This window comes from Vibrio sp. 1F279, from assembly GCF_041439815.1.
Lineage (GTDB): Bacteria > Pseudomonadota > Gammaproteobacteria > Enterobacterales > Vibrionaceae > Vibrio > Vibrio tasmaniensis_A.
Map to the genome: position 1 here is coordinate 19,582 of NZ_JBGOOU010000042.1, position 17,094 is coordinate 36,675.

13 protein-coding genes are annotated in these 17,094 nt (G+C 44.4%); 5 read left to right on the forward strand and 8 right to left on the reverse strand.

The features are described from left to right. Nucleotides 1-68: 68 nt before the first annotated feature. The 4 genes from ACED60_RS22080 to gnd all read left to right on the forward strand — a co-directional run bounded on the left by ACED60_RS22080 (nucleotide 69) and on the right by gnd (nucleotide 4,894). Nucleotides 69-764, forward strand: a complete 696-nt coding sequence (locus ACED60_RS22080; RefSeq protein WP_009846579.1) for a response regulator — start codon at nucleotides 69-71, stop codon at nucleotides 762-764. Between the two features lie 437 nt (nucleotides 765-1,201). After that, nucleotides 1,202-2,704 carry a glucose-6-phosphate dehydrogenase gene (gene zwf / locus ACED60_RS22085; protein WP_029222938.1) on the forward strand — a complete coding sequence of 501 codons (1,503 nt, stop codon included), beginning with the start codon at nucleotides 1,202-1,204 and terminating at the stop codon, nucleotides 2,702-2,704. Then, nucleotides 2,701-3,417, forward strand: a complete 717-nt coding sequence (pgl, locus tag ACED60_RS22090) for a 6-phosphogluconolactonase (protein ID WP_371728496.1) — start codon at nucleotides 2,701-2,703, stop codon at nucleotides 3,415-3,417. The genes zwf and pgl overlap by 4 nt, the downstream gene beginning before the upstream one ends. Before the next feature lie 28 nt (nucleotides 3,418-3,445). Next, nucleotides 3,446-4,894 (forward strand): decarboxylating NADP(+)-dependent phosphogluconate dehydrogenase, encoded by a 1,449-nt coding sequence (gnd, locus tag ACED60_RS22095; protein WP_135381984.1) that lies wholly within the window; start codon nucleotides 3,446-3,448, stop codon nucleotides 4,892-4,894. A 144-nt stretch (nucleotides 4,895-5,038) separates the two neighbouring features. Here the strand turns inward: gnd and ACED60_RS22100 are convergent, their stop codons facing one another. Further along, entirely contained in the window at nucleotides 5,039-6,199 is a 1,161-nt protein-coding gene (locus ACED60_RS22100) for an HD-GYP domain-containing protein (RefSeq protein WP_102257299.1), read from the reverse strand. 423 nt (nucleotides 6,200-6,622) lie between these two features. On the opposite strand from ACED60_RS22100, the gene ACED60_RS22105 reads away from it, so the two are divergent. Continuing rightward, nucleotides 6,623-7,036 carry a VF530 family DNA-binding protein gene (locus tag ACED60_RS22105; protein WP_012603790.1) on the forward strand — a complete coding sequence of 138 codons (414 nt, stop codon included), beginning with the start codon at nucleotides 6,623-6,625 and terminating at the stop codon, nucleotides 7,034-7,036. Nucleotides 7,037-7,191: 155 nt separating this feature from the next. Here the strand turns inward: ACED60_RS22105 and ACED60_RS22110 are convergent, their stop codons facing one another. From ACED60_RS22110 to ACED60_RS22140, 7 genes are all read right to left on the reverse strand, one after another. After that, nucleotides 7,192-7,383, reverse strand: a complete 192-nt coding sequence (locus tag ACED60_RS22110) for a hypothetical protein (protein WP_009846584.1) — start codon at nucleotides 7,381-7,383, stop codon at nucleotides 7,192-7,194. A gap of 284 nt (nucleotides 7,384-7,667) precedes the next feature. Further along, nucleotides 7,668-8,426: a sulfite exporter TauE/SafE family protein gene (locus ACED60_RS22115; protein ID WP_371728491.1), complete on the reverse strand. Its 759-nt coding sequence runs from the start codon at nucleotides 8,424-8,426 to the stop codon at nucleotides 7,668-7,670. A gap of 195 nt (nucleotides 8,427-8,621) precedes the next feature. Beyond that, nucleotides 8,622-10,142 (reverse strand): tripartite tricarboxylate transporter permease, encoded by a 1,521-nt coding sequence (locus ACED60_RS22120; protein ID WP_009846586.1) that lies wholly within the window; start codon nucleotides 10,140-10,142, stop codon nucleotides 8,622-8,624. 10 nt (nucleotides 10,143-10,152) lie between these two features. After that, nucleotides 10,153-10,653 carry a tripartite tricarboxylate transporter TctB family protein gene (locus ACED60_RS22125; protein WP_041472791.1) on the reverse strand — a complete coding sequence of 167 codons (501 nt, stop codon included), beginning with the start codon at nucleotides 10,651-10,653 and terminating at the stop codon, nucleotides 10,153-10,155. A 247-nt stretch (nucleotides 10,654-10,900) separates the two neighbouring features. Further along, nucleotides 10,901-11,872: a tripartite tricarboxylate transporter substrate binding protein gene (locus ACED60_RS22130; RefSeq protein WP_009846588.1), complete on the reverse strand. Its 972-nt coding sequence runs from the start codon at nucleotides 11,870-11,872 to the stop codon at nucleotides 10,901-10,903. Nucleotides 11,873-12,165: 293 nt separating this feature from the next. Further along, entirely contained in the window at nucleotides 12,166-15,837 is a 3,672-nt protein-coding gene (locus ACED60_RS22135) for a response regulator (protein ID WP_371728492.1), read from the reverse strand. Between the two features lie 32 nt (nucleotides 15,838-15,869). Then, a complete protein-coding gene (locus ACED60_RS22140; RefSeq protein ID WP_371728493.1) occupies nucleotides 15,870-16,913 on the reverse strand; it encodes an HD domain-containing phosphohydrolase in 1,044 nt (347 codons plus the stop codon). Nucleotides 16,914-17,094 lie beyond the last annotated feature (181 nt).

A 17,094-nucleotide genomic window follows, 5' to 3' on the forward strand; every position in this document is an offset into this window, starting at 1 on the left:
AATTGAGCACGGAGCGATCGAGTAAAGATCGTAGTGACGGAAAAAGCATGGTTAAAGGAAGAACATAAATGAACGCAATCACGAGAGTCATGGTCATTGAAGATGATATTGCGATTGCAGAGCTTCACCATCGTTATTTAGAACAGATGGGAGGCTTTGATGTGGTCGGGATTGCGACCACACAGTCTGAAGCATTAATGCAATTGGACATCTTAAAGCCTGATTTGGTTTTATTGGATGTGTATCTACCGGACGGATGCGGACTTGATATTTTGAACCACGTTCGTGGTAGTAATCAGGGATGTGATGTGATTTTGATTACTGCTGCCCGAGATGTCGACACCTTGCAACAGGCGATGCGTGGTGGAGTCGTCGACTATTTACTGAAACCTGTGATGTTTCCTCGTTTGGAAGCGGCACTGAAAAAGTATCAGTCACAGCAGCAAGAGTTTGAAAGTGTGTCTGACTTAAACCAAGGCTTGGTCGACAAGATGCTCCAAGCCAATGCCAAGGCAGATTCTCGAAAGGTTTCTACGTTACCTAAAGGGATCGATGGTGTAACGCTTGATAAAATTAGAGCTATTTTCCAACAAGCCGACATCGCTGATATTACTGCGGATGAGGCAGGCGAACGCATTGGAGCAAGCCGAACCACCGCTCGACGCTATTTGGAATTCCTTATCACGACTGGCGAGTTAGTGGCTGACTTAAATTACGGGTCAGTAGGTCGCCCAGAACGCTGCTACAACAAAGCTAGAAGATAGATTTAGCGACAACAAGTCACAAAGATAAACGCGATGCTATCAAATAAATATAAAGCCAGTTGAGTAAGCTGGTTTTGGTTTTTTCTCCCTTTCTTATTGCTCACTCCACCGACCAGATACCGTTCTTTCTTGACTACAATGTTTGAGAATGCCGATTTGCTTCTTCTTCCGGATAGAACAGCTGAGTTATCGATTATAATTTGTTCGAAATCAGTCAATATTTAATCGATTGCTTTCACAGTGGTTGATGTAAATCAAATACTCATAGACAATACTGTCCCGAATAGAGGTGATAGCTTTCACCCTCGTTTACCAAACGCATTCTCAAGTGTAATAGGCACTCGCTATTGATGTAATAGCCAAGACCTATTATCTATTTTCGTATGTCGCTGATACCTTTGGCGAATACTAAAAACCTTGTTTTTATAGGAAAGATGATGGTAATACCTGAAAACAGCAGCATCGTTATTTTTGGTGCGTCGGGAGATCTAACTTACCGCAAGTTAATTCCTGCTTTGTACCACCTGTATGCTAGCAATCAACTTCCAGAATCCTTTGCGATTCTTGGAGTGAGCCGTACTGAGTACAGCGACGAGTCTTACCGTGAGAAGCTGAAGAAGTCTCTTCAGGAAATGGAAAAAACTGAGCCAGAGACGCTGAATGCATTTATTGAACATCTGCATTATCAAGCGATCAACACTTCAGATGTAGACGATTACGCTCGTCTAGCACAACGTCTGGATAAGCTTGAGCAAGACTACCAATTCGAAAACCATAACACACTGTTCTACTTGGCAACCCCGCCAAGCCTTTACGGTGTGATCCCAGCAAACCTTGCTGCACATGGCCTAAACGATGAGAAGAACGGCTGGCGTCGTCTGATTATTGAGAAGCCATTTGGTTACGATCTAGCATCAGCTCAAGCGCTGGATGAAGAGATCCATCATCACTTCCAAGAACACCAGATCTACCGTATCGACCATTACCTTGGTAAAGAAACGGTACAAAACCTTCTAGTGCTTCGTTTCTCAAACGCGATGTTTGAACCTCTGTGGAACCGTAACTTCATTGAATACGTTGAAATCACAGGTGCTGAGTTCCTTGGCGTTGAAGAACGTGGCGGATACTACGATGGTTCTGGCGCAGTTCGTGACATGTTCCAAAACCACCTGCTACAAGTGCTAGCGATGGTAGGTATGGAGCCGCCTGCACAAATTAACGCTGATTCTATTCGTGATGAAGTGGTTAAAGTGCTTCAGTGTCTGAAACCATTAGAAGAAGATGATCTGCGTAAAGATTTAGTATTAGGTCAGTACACAGCATCAGATGTTCGTGGTCAGCACCTACTAGGTTACCGTGAAGAGCATGGTGTAGCGGATGATTCTCGTACCGAGACTTATATCGGCTTGAAAGCTCACATCAATAACTGGCGTTGGAATGGGGTTCCTTTCTACGTACGTACAGGTAAACGCTTACCAACACGTGTGACTGAAATCGTGATTCACTTTAAGAACACGCCACACCCAGTATTTGGTCAAGATGCACCAGAGAACAAGCTGATTATCCGTATCCAACCGGATGAAGGTATTCAGATGAGCTTTGGTTTGAAAGAGCCAGGCGCAGGCTTCAAAGCAAAAGAAGTGAAAATGAACTTCTCTTACTCTGACTTGCCTGAAACTCAGATGCTGACGGCTTATGAGCGTCTTCTTCTTGATGCACTGAACGGTGATGCGACTCTGTTTGCACGTACCGATGCGGTAGAAGCATGTTGGAAGTACGTTCAACCAATCTTAGACTTCAAGCAAGACCCTCAAGCACTGTTTGGCTATGCTTGTGGTACTTGGGGCCCACAAGAAGCCGATGAGCTTCTGCAGCGTGATGGCCGCGCATGGCGTTTCCCATGCAAAAACTTAACAGACACGGATTACTGCGAACTATGATCAATCACAAGATCTTTGCAACGCCTGAACTAGTCGTTGAAAACCTAGCAAACGAAATGAAAGCTTACAGCGAGCAGGGCAAGCCTGTTCACATTTCATTGTCGGGTGGCAGCACGCCAAAAATGCTTTTCAAGCTTTTAGCTCAAGCACCATATGCAGAAGGCATTCAATGGAATAACCTTCATTTCTGGTGGGGCGACGAACGTTGCGTTGCACCTGATGATGCAGAAAGCAACTTCGGCGAAGCGAACGCGCTACTTTTCTCGAACGTGAACCTTCCGGCAGAGAACATCCACCGCATCCGTGGTGAAGATGAGCCAAAAGCAGAAGCAGAGCGTTTCGCGAAAGAAATGGCAGATGTGATTCCAACTGAAAACGGCACGCCTGTATTCGATTGGATTCTGCTAGGTGTTGGCGCAGACGGCCACACAGCTTCACTATTCCCGGGTGTAACTGACTACCAAGATGAGAACCTATCTGTATTAGCTTCTCACCCAGAGTCGGGCCAGATCCGTGTTTCTAAAACAGCGAAAGTTTTAGAAGCAGCAAAACGAATCAGCTACCTAGTACTGGGTGCAGGTAAAGTTGAGATCGTTAAAGAAATTCATACAACTCCTGCTTTAGAACTGCCTTACCCGGCAGCGAAAATCCAGTCTAAAACTGGTGAGACAGAGTGGTTCCTAGATTCAAATGCAGCAAGTGCTATCGCATAAGTGCGAATAGCCGCAAGGAGATAAAATAATGAAAGGTGATATCGGTGTAATTGGCCTAGCAGTAATGGGTCAGAACCTTATCCTAAACATGAACGATCACGGCTTCAAAGTTGTGGCTCACAACCGTACTGCTGCGAAAGTAGACGAGTTCCTAGAAGGCCCAGCTAAAGGTACTAACATTGTTGGTGCTTACTCTCTAGAAGAGCTAGTTGAGAAGCTAGAAGCGCCACGTAAAGTGATGCTTATGGTTCGTGCTGGTGATGTTGTAGATACGTTCATCGACAAGCTTGTACCACTTCTAGACAAAGGCGACATCATCATTGATGGTGGTAACACTAACTTCCCAGACACTAACCGTCGTGTTGCCGCTCTTCGCGAGAAAGGCATCCACTTCATCGGTACGGGTGTTTCTGGTGGTGAAGAAGGCGCTCGTTTCGGTCCTTCTATCATGCCAGGCGGTTCTCCTGAAGCTTGGGAAGCGGTTAAGCCTATCTTCCAAGGTATCTCTGCGAAAACTGACGCGGGTGAGCCTTGTTGTGATTGGGTTGGTAACGACGGTGCTGGTCACTTCGTTAAGATGGTTCACAATGGCATCGAATACGGTGACATGCAGCTTATCACTGAAGCATACCAGTTCATGAAAGATGGCCTAGGTATGAACCACGACGAAATGCAGGCTGTATTTGCTGACTGGAACAAAACTGAGCTAGACAGCTACCTAGTTGAAATCACTGCTGATATCCTTGGTTACAAAGATGAAGACGGTGAAGCGCTAGTTGAGAAGATCCTAGACACTGCTGGCCAAAAAGGTACGGGCAAATGGACAGGTATTAACGCACTAGACATGGGTATCCCACTGACTCTAATCACTGAGTCTGTATTCTCTCGTTGCCTGTCTGCGCTTAAAGACCAACGTGTTGAAGCTGAAAAACTGTTCGGTAAAACTGTTGCTCCAATCGAAGGCGACAAGCAAGAGTGGGTTGATGCAATCCGTCAGGCTCTACTTGCTTCTAAGATCATCTCTTACGCTCAAGGTTTCATGCTAATGCGCGAAGCGTCGAACGAAAACGGCTGGGATCTAAACTACGGTAACGTTGCACTTATGTGGCGTGGCGGTTGTATCATCCGTTCTGCATTCCTAGGCAACATTCGTGATGCTTACGAAGCGAACCCAGAGATCGCTTTCCTAGGTTCAGATGCATACTTCAAAGGCATCCTAGACAACTGCATGGGCGCTTGGCGTAAAGTTGCAGCTAAGTCTATGGAATCGGGCATCCCAATGCCATGTATGACTTCTGCACTGACGTTCCTAGACGGCTACACTACAGCTCGTCTTCCAGCGAACCTTCTACAAGCTCAACGTGACTACTTCGGTGCTCACACTTATGAGCGTACTGACCGTCCACGTGGTGAATTCTTCCACACAAACTGGACTGGTACAGGCGGCGACACTGCTTCTACAACTTACGACGTATAATCGTTAGTTAGAATCAGTAAAGAACACGTTCGTTCTTTCAGCTGAGACTAGAAAACAAAAGGATGCCAATTGGCATCCTTTTTTGTTGGTTCGCGTTTTCTTTGGTCTACACAACCAAGGCGTTACAGTTCAAGGTGTCACAGCTCAAGCTGTCATGACGTGCGGTTGAACATCGTCATTGTATTGTTCCCTAATTGCCATAAAGCCATCTAGGTTCTGTTTAAGAGCCACAACACATTCAGGGTCGAACATTGACCCTGAGTGAGCCTCAATGTAATCCATGACTTCATCGAGTGTCCACGCGTGCTTATAGGCTCTTTTGCTCATCAGCGCATCGAATACATCGGCTAATGTCACGATGCGTGCTTCGAGCGGTATTGCTGTGTTACTCAAAGCATCGGGCAACCCTGTGCCATCAAACCTTTCATGATGATGACGTACGATATTTTTAATGAATTGGATTTCCTCAGAACACATAGCGCTATGGCATGATAGGGCAACCACATTGTTAATCATTTCTTCACCGTACAAGGTGTGGTTGTCCATCACGGCTCTTTCTTCTTCATTAAAGCGTGCGCTACTGAATAGCACTTTATCTGGAATTCGATATTTACCTATGTCGTGAAAGGGCGCATACAGCCGAATTCGGTGAATGAATTGGTGCGTTATTTCTTCCTTGCTGTGTGACAGAGTACGAGCAATGTGTTCACTGTATTTACCCATGCGAATAAGGTGTTCTTTAGTCTCTGGGTCTCTCGCATGACCCATGTTTAAAGCAATCGCTAAAGAGGATTGAAAGTGACGTTGGCGCTCAAACCATTGAATGAAAAGGCTAGAGATCACTTGAGTGAGATAAGCGATATCACACTGGATGGTTTGGTTAGCAAAGAACCCCGTTGATGAAGCATTGATAAACACAAACCCAAGATTACTTTCTTGATGATGAATAGGTGTTGTGTAACTGCTTTGATGACCGATATCGAGCAAGTGAGATATTTGTTTGGTTGGGCTAATGGTGGTGAGGTCGTGGATGATTCGAGTATCTAAAGACTCAGCCATTCTAGATAAAGCTGATTCTGGCTTTAGTTCTTGCTCGATGTAGCGATGCTCAGCTTCTTGGCACAGAGTATCCGAAACAAAATAATTCGATGCTCTATTTTCATTGCACAGCACGACCGAAAGCCTAGATAGAATGGGGTAATGTTCGCGAGCTAGCCGAAAGAGATCATCAACGATGGCGATAATGTCTTTATCTTGGGCGGCTACTCTGCTGATTTGGGAGTAGTCAAACATGGTCAAAGCCAACCTTTATTTATAGTTATATCATTGTTTAATATCATTATTAGTAGGTTTCTATACCACTTCTAACATAGCACCTCGCTGTTAATTAGCAACACTGCGTTCTAATAAGTTTAAATTCCATTGGTAAAGTAGGGATATTTCATTCTTCTATCATGGTTTTTGTTAACTTGAGCTAGTTTGGTGGATCTTTAAGACAGACCCTTTTTAGTAGGGGCGGCTGTATTACACGCAACATCAGGATGGTAAGTGACCATATTAAAATTAAATTGAAAGATAAATAGGATAACGAGCATGCTTTATGCCATCATAAAGGCATAGATAAGGGCAATGGATGATATGCCCAAATGATTGAGCTAGAAGCGGTCAGTGATGACGGTGTTCTAGAGTAAATTCAAGGCCTTTAGTTGCCTTGGAAAAGGTAATGTTATGACTGAAGAAGAAAGAATCGAACTGCAACAAAACAACCCACTGCATGGCTTAAAGCTTGAAACTATGATCAACGAATTAGTGGATCATTACGGTTGGGAAATTTTGGATGCAGCAATGCGCATGAACTGCTTTAACACTAAGCCGACAGTAGCAAGTGCCGTTAAATACTTGAAGAAAACAGAGTGGGCTCGTGAGAAAGTAGAGAATTTCTACCTTTACCGTTTCAAGCGCATGCCTAAAGCTTCTGATATCGAATACCAGATGCCTCCGCGTTCACGTACATTCCGTCACGGGTTAGAACCTCGTGAGCCAATGGAATTAACGGTTGAATCGATTCTAGCATCACAAGCTAAAGCAGCGTCTGCATTTAAAGAGCGCCGTGGCGGCAACGGCCGTAACTTTCGTCGTTAATAGAAATGCGTCGCTAGTAAAAGGGCGTCGTTAGTTTTAACGTCTTTATGTAAAGGCGTAAGTTGAACATCGTCAGATAGCCAAAGCCTTGACTGCAAAATACAAAAGGAGCCTAAGTGCTCCTTTTTTAGTGCGTGTCGCTTTAGTCGTTCGTCTTAAGCTTCGCGGTTCTTTCTTTGATTCTTCCAAAGGTCAACGCCATAGACAATAGCGCTGATCAGTAAGAATAGCGCTGACACAGAAAACAGAGCGGGCATTTTTAGAATCCACGCGAATGTGGCAGCAAGAAAAGCGACAAAGCAAATGAGTCGACTTGATGACATGACATGACCGAGTTTAATGTTCATAACGCCTCCTAATGAAGTCTCACTTTCGACAGGAGAATTATCCCACCTTTGGCAAAATAAAGGCTAAAAAACAGTCTAAATTGTTATCAAATTTGCTAATTAAAGGGCTCGTCTCACACATTTTGGCTTGGTTATTTTATGGTTCATAAAATAACCAGTCGAGGGGCTTTGTCAATTCTTTATACTTAACGATTTGCGTTGTGTTTTGCTAACGAAAACCGTGATTGCTGCACGAAGCAGTTCGAATAAAAGCTAGTTGGTATAGAACCTACTTAGCATAAAACTTACCTAGCATAAAAGAAGTAAGCGGTAATCAAAAAGCTCGCGATGATCACTGTGGTGCGAACATATTGTTGTGGGATACGACGAGAAACTTTTGCTGAATAGTAACCACCGACCAATGTCCCAAACAAAACGGCCATGCCTGACGGCCAATCAATCGAACCATTCACAACAAAGAACACGATTGCCGCGAGTGATGCGCATGCCGATACCAACAATTTGATGCCATTCATCACGTTGATATTGGTATACCCTGCCAGTGCCAAGTAGCTCAATGTCACAATGCCTAAGCCTGCATTAAAATAACCACCATAAACACACACGATCAAAAGTAATAAGGCTGAAAAGAACGCGCCTGCGCTGGTGGCGTGCTTATGTTTAGCGGTTACTTTCTTTAGCCATTTATTGAGTGTGCCACCAAAGGTAAAAAGTAGAGCGGCGAACAGTAATAACCAAGGGACGGATTGGGTAAATAGCGCTTCTGGCGTGTGTAGTAGTAAAAATGCACCAATGCAGCCGCCAATTATACATAGCCCGACAACGAGTTTGAGTTGTTTGGTGCCAGATTGGATTTCATGGCGCAGTGCGCAAGCACCACTGATGTAACCAGCGCATGAAGCAAAGGTATTGGTCGCGTTGGCCGCAATCGGAGGGACGCCTGCGAATAACAAAGCGGGGAAGGTGATGAAGCTGCCTCCTCCTGCAATGGAATTCAACACGCCACCAATCACACCTGACAAGAATAGAATCAACCAATCCATAGTTTTAGAATCCAATGCGTTAAATGATGAATCACCTTACTTGATTTTGTTATTAATATCAGGGATATGTGTTTTTCAGGAGTCGGATTGTGAGTTTGCTACCATCTTAGAGCTGTGGTTTTTTGAAATGACTGATACGAAAAAAGGAGCCTGAGGCTCCCTTTATTTCGTTTTGTTTTCTAGGCTAAGCCAAGTTTATACTTCAACAGGCTTTGCTCTAAAGCTCTTGAACAGCTTAACCAGAATAGGACTAGATAGAACCAATACCGCTAAAATAGTGAAGGTCATGGTGATAGGGCGTTCCCAAAGGAAGCTGAGTTCACCATCACTGATCATCAGTGCGCGTCTCAAGTTCTCTTCCATCAAACCACCTAATATGAAGCCAAGCAGTAACGGTGCGAGCGGGAAGTTGGCCAGCCTTAACGCTATCGCCGCCATTGCCACAATTAGCATAACAAACACATCCATCGTGTTGAAAGACACCAAGTACACGCCTGTGATTGAGAAGAAAATAATCATTGGCAGTAGTACCGTTCTTGGTACCGCTAGCAGTTTAGAGATGTAAGGGATTAAAGGCAGATTCAAGATAACCAGCACGATGTTGCCAAAGTACATCGAGATAATCACCGACCAAAATACATCTGGATGTTCCACGAACAAGCGAGGGCCTGGCTGAATACCGTAGGCAATCAACGCACCAAGCATAATCGCGGTTGTACCAGAACCGGGAATACCGAGTGTTAACAGCGGTACAAATGAGCCACTTGACGCTGCATTGTTTGCTGATTCAGGAGCAACAAGACCACGAATACTGCCTTTACCAAACTCTTTCTGCTTGTCTTTTGGCGCTAGGCTGCGTTCCATGCCGTAGCTTAAGAAAGCTGCGATAGTCGCGCCAGCACCCGGAAGCACGCCAGTGAAGAAGCCAAGAATTGAAGAGCGAATCGAAACGGGCGCGACTTCTTTGAACTCTTCTTTGGTCACTTTCATGCTGCCAATATCGGCCATCTTTTGGCTTTCTTCGCCGCTGGTGTCTTTCTCAGGTTTCAAAATACCCATTAAAGTCTCACCTAAAGCGAATGTTGCCATAGCAAGAAGTAGGAAACTAAAGCCATCCATTAGGTCTGTTAGGCCAAACGTGAAACGTTCAACACCGACGCCTTTATCGATACCAACAGTAGACAGCATCAAACCAAGAATGGTCATCATCCATGCCTTTATTACCTGACCTGGGCCTGCAAACGCCGCTACAGCCGATAGACCTAACAACATCAATGCAAAGTAGTCTGACGACTGGAAGCTCAATGAGACACTTGCTAGAGCCGGTGCTGCAATCAAAAGCATGATTGCTGACAGCGTACCGCCAGTGAAAGAAGAGTAGGCTGCTAGTGCCAACGCTTTACCAGCTTGGCCTTTTTGTGCCATTGGGTAGCCGTCGAATGCGGTTACTACCGTTGAAGAACAACCTGGAGCATTGATTAAGATTGATGACGTTGAGCCACCAAATACTGCGCCGTAGTACACACCTGCCATTAAGATTAAGCCAGAAGAAGGATCTAGGCCGTATGTAATCGGGATCATCAACGCGATCGCTGAAATTGGACCTAGCCCCGGAAGCATACCGATGAAGGTACCCACGAAGCAGCCCACAATTACCATCATGATGTTCATTGGCATCACAGCGGTCGAAAGTCCTTGTAAAATTCCGTCTAACATAATGTTATCCCTACCAAAGAGTGAAGATTAAGCCAGGCTCTAGGTAGATATCTAAGCCTTGAGTTAAAAGAAGAAAGAATGCGATAACAAAAGGGAACGATGCCCCAAATAAAACCGCTTTACGGCGCTCACCCAATAGGTAAAAGCCAGCAAGCAAGAAGAAGCTAGTTGCTAAAACAAAGCCAAGATAAGTCAGTCCAACACCGTACAAAGCCATTAACACTAAGAAGCCAATCAGCAGTTTCCAGTTCAGCGGCGTTGTGTCACATGTGACTTTTTTATCCGGTTGTCCTGTTATTAGCAGGATCAACGAGAGGCCAATGCCGATAAACGTCAACAGGGTAGGTAAGGTTCTTGCTGTAAAGGGTTCGTACTCGTCACCGGGAAACAAAGGAATCAGCGTGGTTTGGTAGCCGTAGCACAAGCACGCCAGCATAAAGATCATGGCTCCGATGCGATCCTTCGAAAGCAAAGATTCCTTACTCAGAAATTTGGTTGGTAAGTCCGACATATCCAACTCCATTTGGGGTGGTATAAATAGTAAAAAAGCCGTACATGAGCGAGTTAATGAAGAATGTCTGGGATCACTAACCAAAGGTAAGCGAATTACGGTACTGGTTTATCAGCCACTTGCGTTTACAACGAATCGGCAAGCGTTAGTAATACGTCTACGAATAAACAAAGGAGTTTGAAGTTAACTCATGTACGGCGAAACAAGGAAAGAGTAAGAGGGCACATAGACCCTCTATGGTTGTTGGTTATTTCAAGAAACCAAGCTCACGCATTAGGTCGCCCATCTGTTTTTCTTGGTCTTCTAGGAAGGCGTAAAAATCTTTGTCAGCTTTGTAGTTGTCAATCCAACCGTTACGGTCACGAACCACTTGCCACTCATCGGTTTTGTACATTTTGCCTAGCGCTACATTCCATTCGTCGATCTTCGCTTGGCTTGTACCAGGTGCTGCAAAGAAACCACGCCAGTTCGCAAATACAGTCTCATTGCCATATTCAGTTAGTGTTGGGATGTTTGGTGCCGCATCAAGACGTTTTGGTGCCGTTACTGCCAATACTTTTACTTGGCCTGATTTAGACATTTCTAGCACTTCACCAAGGCCTGTCGAAAGCAGTTGTGTTTCGCCAGAAAGCAGTGCCGCCATCGCTTTACCACCTGCATCGTAAGCAATGTATCGCACTTTCTTCGCATCAAAACCTTCGCCTTTGAACGCTGCCGCCACAACAAGGTGATCCATGCTGCCTCGAGCCGAGCCGCCTGCAATTTTCACTTTACGTGGGTTGCTTTCGAATTCTTTTACTACATCTTCCCAAGTGTTGTACTTCGAATCCGCAGACGCAACGATTGCGCCATAGTCGGCAATAGTTGCTGCTACAGGAGTTAGGTCGCGGAAAGATTGTGGGAAGATCCCCGTTAGTGAACGAACAACGATAGGCGTTGAGTTCACCATTAGCGTGTCTTCTTGACGTTGAGCCGTCTCGATTAGGTGTGCAATGGCTTTACCGCCACCACCACCAGACAAGTTTTGGAAAGAGACATTTTCTACGATGTCGGATTTAACTAATACATCACCCGTACCACGAGCCGTCATATCCCAACCGCCACCAGCGCCGCCAGGGATTAGGAAGTGGATTTTTTCTACGTCAGCAGCAAAAGTGTTAAAAGAAAAGGTTGCTGCGATGATAGAAGCCGCAAGAGTAGGTTTCAGTGCCTTGAACATGGTTCACGTTCCTTATGTAGGGGATCTCTTCAATGGAGAGAAACTTATGTTTTATATCCAGCTGCTAAACACACGAGTAGGGTATTGCTTAGCAGATGACGTTAAAGTTAACGGTGTGTTAAAGAATTGTCTGTAATGCGGTGATATTGAGGATAAAGAACATTGGGTGAATAAAGTTCATAAAGTTCACGGGGAGGTGAGGGTGTCCTTACTGTTGGAGACAGATGAAAAAAGAGAGCCACTTGGACTCTCTTTAACAGTTTGTAACTTATGATATATTTAGTGTTTCTCGATCATGATGAACTAGCCAGTGTTGAGCCTTTTAGCAGTTCAGTCGCGCAATCGAAATCGAACTCCTCGAGTGCGCTTTCCAACTTTTTAAATTCCGAAGGTGTTAGCCCAACCACAGCACCGTCCTCAATGTTAAGAACAATGTTGAGAGCTTCGGTGTCATCATTGGATACCGCTTCTAATAATAGGCCGTATAGTTCAGTACTTGGCTGATTAGGCGATGTCTCCGGTTTTGCTTGCTGGTCTCTTGTATTCTCGGTGGCGACTGTTGTGTGGAAGATCGAGTTAGCGATCTCTTGGCTGAGTTCAATCGTGGTTTTGATGACCTTTTCTTTTAGGTCGTCATCGGTAATTTCGGACTCTAGGTTTTCACATAGACTATGCAAGTCGCTAGCTCCGAGGTTACCGGCCACACCTTTGAGGGTGTGCAAGTAACGTTGTTGAGCACTATTTGATAGTTCGACAGTTAAGGTGCTTTTGTCAGAGTAGGCTTCAACAAATCGTTTCAATAGCTTCGTGTATAAGGTGTGATTGTTGCTCGCTCTCATTAATCCCATGTTGGTATCAAGACCGTCAATGACAGGTAACGCCTCGGGTGCTTTTTCTGCGTTGTTGCTATCTTGTGGAGCGTTAGGGGATTCTTGCAGTACAACATTAAATTGCACAGGGTTAGAAGGTGACACCCAATTGGCCAAGGTCGCGAACATCGAGCCGACATCAATCGGTTTAGCGATAATGTCAGTCATCCCACAGTTGAGTGCTTTTTCTTTATCCCGCTCCATCACGTTTGCTGTCATCGCAATGATTGGGGTTTGTGTGTCTTTTATTTTGTTACGTATATGCAGGGTTGCTTCGTAACCGTCCATCACTGGCATTTGGCAATCCATCAAAATACCATCGAAAGGTACGTCGTCAGTTATGGCTTGTTGATAAAGATCTATCGCCTGCTGACCATTCTCGGCAATGGTGACTTTAATTTGTTGCCCCTCTAAAAGCTCTGTTGCGAGCTCTTGGTTTATCTCATTGTCTTCGACCAGCAAGATGTTAGCTCCGGCCAGTTGTTGGACGTTAGCGAGTTGATTTTGTTGTTCTAATTCGCTGCGAGATACGCGGTCTGAGTCGAGTCCATAGAGTGAAACAATAGAGTCATAGAGATGAGATGAGGTGATTGGCTTGTCTAGAATACTCGGTACTTCAAAGCCTCTTTGTTCTATGAATTCAGCAAGCTCTTCTCGGTCGTATGCGGTCAGCATCATGATTTTAGGCATTGTGAGCTGCTGCCCATTTTTGAGCTCTGCTAGTAAGTCTACGCCATCTCGCTTAGGCATCTTCCAGTCGGAGATTACCAAATCAAATGGCTTGTTCTGAGCGTCAGCGGTATGTAACTCAATAAGAGCTTCATCAACGGATGAGCTCAGTGTTGGTGTCAGCTTTAGTGATTCTAGGATATCGCCTACGATCAAGCGGGCGCTGGAGTTGTCATCGACGACTAACACTTTCAAATTGTTAATTAATGCAGGTACGACAACACGGTGTTGCTGAATAGAATGACTAACGCGAGTAGCAATAGTAAACGAAAAGGTCGAGCCTTTGCCAAGCTCCGTTGAGACATGAATATCCCCTCCCATCAGTTGGCTGAGCTCTTTACTGATGGCAAGGCCTAAGCCTGTACCGCCATATTTTCGAGTGGTTGAGCTGTCAGCTTGAGTAAATTTGGTGAACAGCTTACTGGCTTGCTCTTGCTTCATGCCGATACCACTGTCAGAGACTGCAAAGTTCAATTTGATGTCATCGCCTTGTCTTTCTGCTACTGAGATTGAGATCTTCACTTCGCCTTTTTCGGTGAATTTGACGGCATTGTTACTTAGGTTAATCAGTATTTGCCCAAGTCTCAAAGGGTCACCAATAAGGTTGGTTGGCACGTCTCTATCTACTTGAATGAGCAGCTCTAAACCTCGTTCTGAAGCTCGTAAGCCAACCAAGTTAGTAATATTGTCGAGTACATTCTCAAGTTGGAAGTCAACTTTCTCAATGTCGAGCTTTCCAGCTTCAATTTTCGAGAAGTCGAGAATGTCATTGATTAGCCCGAGTAGGGTGTCAGAAGAGAGCTTAACTTTGTGGATATAGTTACGCTGAGCCTTGGTCAAATCTGTTTTCAATGCTAAGTAACTCATACCAATGATGGCGTTCATTGGTGTACGAATTTCATGGCTCATATTAGCTAAGAAATCGGATTTTGCATGGTTCGCTGCATCGGCTTCATCCCGTGCAGCAGCTAGGCTGTGCGTGAAGGTTTCTAAAGCTGAATGCGCTTTGTTGGCGAGCAAACCCATCAACAAAATAATGACGAAGAAAATCAAACCTCCTACGGCCAAATGGGAGGTTACACTAGATGAATCTTTGACATTGACGCTTTCTGCTAAGTGGCGCTGAGAAACAAAATCTCGCAGTGCTAAGAAGCTTTTATCCATTGCTTTGAGTAATTGATGGCCTCGAATTTGTGAACTGACTAACTCAGTGAATTGCGATTCATAGACGCTGATATGGTCGTCAAAGGCAGTAATTTTTACCTCTGGTGCGTACAAGGCAATCAGTCGTTGTGCGTTGCTTGATTTAGATTGCATCTCATTGATTACATGTGACACTTTGTCGGCGATGAGCTTCTGTTCCTTTGAATTTGCGAGCAGAAAATCTCGGTTGAATCTATTTGAACGACTCAGTAGTGTGCGAATCGCCAATAGGTCTTGACCTATGAGCAGTTGGGAAGAGAGTTCTGCTTGAGATTGAGAAATGAGATGATTCAGTTCTGCGACTTGGATCTGTTTAGCTTGATAGAGTAATCCAACCGAACGCGAAAATTCAGAGCCGCTCAAAGTGACTTGATTGATGAGCGAGGCTGTTAACTTTTTAGAAGAGACCGGTACGCCTTGAAGTTGAACTAAGTTGGTGTAATAGCGATTTTTTGCCTTTTCAACAATCTCTAAACGTTGTTGTCCTTTGTCATCTAAAATTTGAGCGTGTAATTCGGTAATCAACTGTGAAGCCTTTTGCATCTCAACCTTGACCAGTGAGTAGGTCTTTAGGTTTCCGTCGAGCAAATATTCTTTTTCAAGGTTTTGTATATTAACGGCGAGAGTAGCGAGTTGACTTGTTTTTAAGGCAACGTTAGTCAATTCTTCGCTAGTTAATCGCAACCCTCGAATATTTTGACTGTTTTGATTAATGGCTTGATTGTGCAAATCTCTCATCTCTCGCAATAGCTCGGTCGCGGCATTAGATCGTTCATCCATTAGCGCTCGGGTAGATTGATTCAACTCAATAAGCCCGACATATTGCTTGAATTGAATCAAATATTCCGTGAGTAGATTGCTCGGAAGTGATTCCGCATATTGATTGGCATAATCGTCGGCTAAACTTATAGTTTGCTTTGCTTCTTGATTAAAGTTGGCAATGACTTTTTCGTTATAGTCGTTACTGAAAGACAACTCGTACACACGCAGTTTATCGAGGGAGGTCAATAGTCGAGTACTAGAAGCGTACTGTTCGACACCGATGAAGCGATCGTTGAGATTGATCCAAGCGCCCACTGCGACGGAAAACACAACGACAGCCGCAACGAGAAAAGAGATTAAGATTATTTTAGAATCAGTAGCAAATCTTGAAACAGTATTCATAAAGTACCTGTATTGATAAAGTACCAGCGAACTTAGTGTTCTGGTTCATCAGAAAAAGAGTCTTTGATCGCTAACATCTCGTCGAGCTTATTTATGAAGATAGGCACTAAGTTAGGGTCAAAATGATGGCCAGCTTGTTCTTGAATCAGCTCAATCGCTTTTTGAATAGGCCAAGCTTCTTTGTATGGGCGTTCGCTAGTCAGTGCGTCGAATACGTCGGCAATCGCTACAATTCGCGCGCTGAGAGGGATATCTTCACCGGATAGCTTGTGAGGGTAGCCGCTACCATCCCATTTTTCATGATGATATAGCGCAATTTCTTGGGCGAGTTTTAGTAGTTTGGAATCGTTATCACCAATGATGTCCCCACCAATGGTGACGTGTGTTTGCATGATTGCCCACTCTTCAGCATCCAGCTTTCCTGGTTTGCCTAATATGGAATCAGGGATACCAATTTTCCCTATGTCATGCATTGGTGCGGCTTGGAAAAGCAGTTCTACCCAATCCTCATTAACGTCCAAGTGCTGAGCCAGAATTTTCGAGTAGTAACTCATTCTTACAACGTGCATTCCCGTTTCATTGTCTTTGTACTCTGCTGCACGACCGAGTTTGCGAATAATCTCCAATCGACTCATTGCCAGAGCTTCCGTTCTCTGCCTTACTTTGCGAGAAAGTGCCAAGTTTTGGTCGTAGAGGGAGATTTGCGTGACAACACGAGCTTTCACAATAGGTGGGCTAACTGGCTTAGTGATGTAATCAACAGCACCTAGCTCAAAGCCCATTTGTTCATCGACCATATCAGTTTTTGCGGTAACAAAAATTACAGGGATATTGGCGGTGACTGGATCATTTTTAAGTCGGCGACACACTTCATAACCATCCATTTCTGGCATCATTATATCGAGCAGGATCAGGTGTGGTTTTGGATGTGAAGAGGCAATCTTTAACGCTTTTTGACCTGATGTCGCAGCTTTAATTTTAAAGTCTTCATTGAGGATACCTGACAGGGTGTGGATGTTGTCTGGGATATCATCAACAACCAGAATAATGGGTTTATCTGTCGTAATTTGATTCATTTTTCGTCCCTAAAAAATTTAATCAGATTGCTATGTTCTATGCTATTAAAGCGTAGTGGAATTTGGTGGAAATGCATGATTTCTGGAGGGTTAATTATTGGTTTTGGAATATAAAAGGAAATAATGGTAAGCGCGTCATGAACCCCGCATTCTAATTAACCGGCACGAAGAATAAGATCAT

What these genes read in the sequence shown, in the direction of transcription:
- ACED60_RS22140 (WP_371728493.1), bottom strand. Translation starts at nt 16,913, where the DNA reads ATGAATCAAATTACGACAGATAAACCCATTATTCTGGTTGTTGATGAT.
- ACED60_RS22135 (WP_371728492.1), bottom strand. Translation starts at nt 15,837, where the DNA reads ATGAATACTGTTTCAAGATTTGCTACTGATTCTAAAATAATCTTAATC.
- ACED60_RS22105 (WP_012603790.1), top strand. Translation starts at nt 6,623, where the DNA reads ATGACTGAAGAAGAAAGAATCGAACTGCAACAAAACAACCCACTGCAT.
- zwf (WP_029222938.1), top strand. Translation starts at nt 1,202, where the DNA reads ATGGTAATACCTGAAAACAGCAGCATCGTTATTTTTGGTGCGTCGGGA.
- gnd (WP_135381984.1), top strand. Translation starts at nt 3,446, where the DNA reads ATGAAAGGTGATATCGGTGTAATTGGCCTAGCAGTAATGGGTCAGAAC.
- ACED60_RS22120 (WP_009846586.1), bottom strand. Translation starts at nt 10,142, where the DNA reads ATGTTAGACGGAATTTTACAAGGACTTTCGACCGCTGTGATGCCAATG.
- ACED60_RS22130 (WP_009846588.1), bottom strand. Translation starts at nt 11,872, where the DNA reads ATGTTCAAGGCACTGAAACCTACTCTTGCGGCTTCTATCATCGCAGCA.
- ACED60_RS22125 (WP_041472791.1), bottom strand. Translation starts at nt 10,653, where the DNA reads ATGTCGGACTTACCAACCAAATTTCTGAGTAAGGAATCTTTGCTTTCG.
- ACED60_RS22110 (WP_009846584.1), bottom strand. Translation starts at nt 7,383, where the DNA reads ATGAACATTAAACTCGGTCATGTCATGTCATCAAGTCGACTCATTTGC.
- ACED60_RS22080 (WP_009846579.1), top strand. Translation starts at nt 69, where the DNA reads ATGAACGCAATCACGAGAGTCATGGTCATTGAAGATGATATTGCGATT.
- pgl (WP_371728496.1), top strand. Translation starts at nt 2,701, where the DNA reads ATGATCAATCACAAGATCTTTGCAACGCCTGAACTAGTCGTTGAAAAC.
- ACED60_RS22115 (WP_371728491.1), bottom strand. Translation starts at nt 8,426, where the DNA reads ATGGATTGGTTGATTCTATTCTTGTCAGGTGTGATTGGTGGCGTGTTG.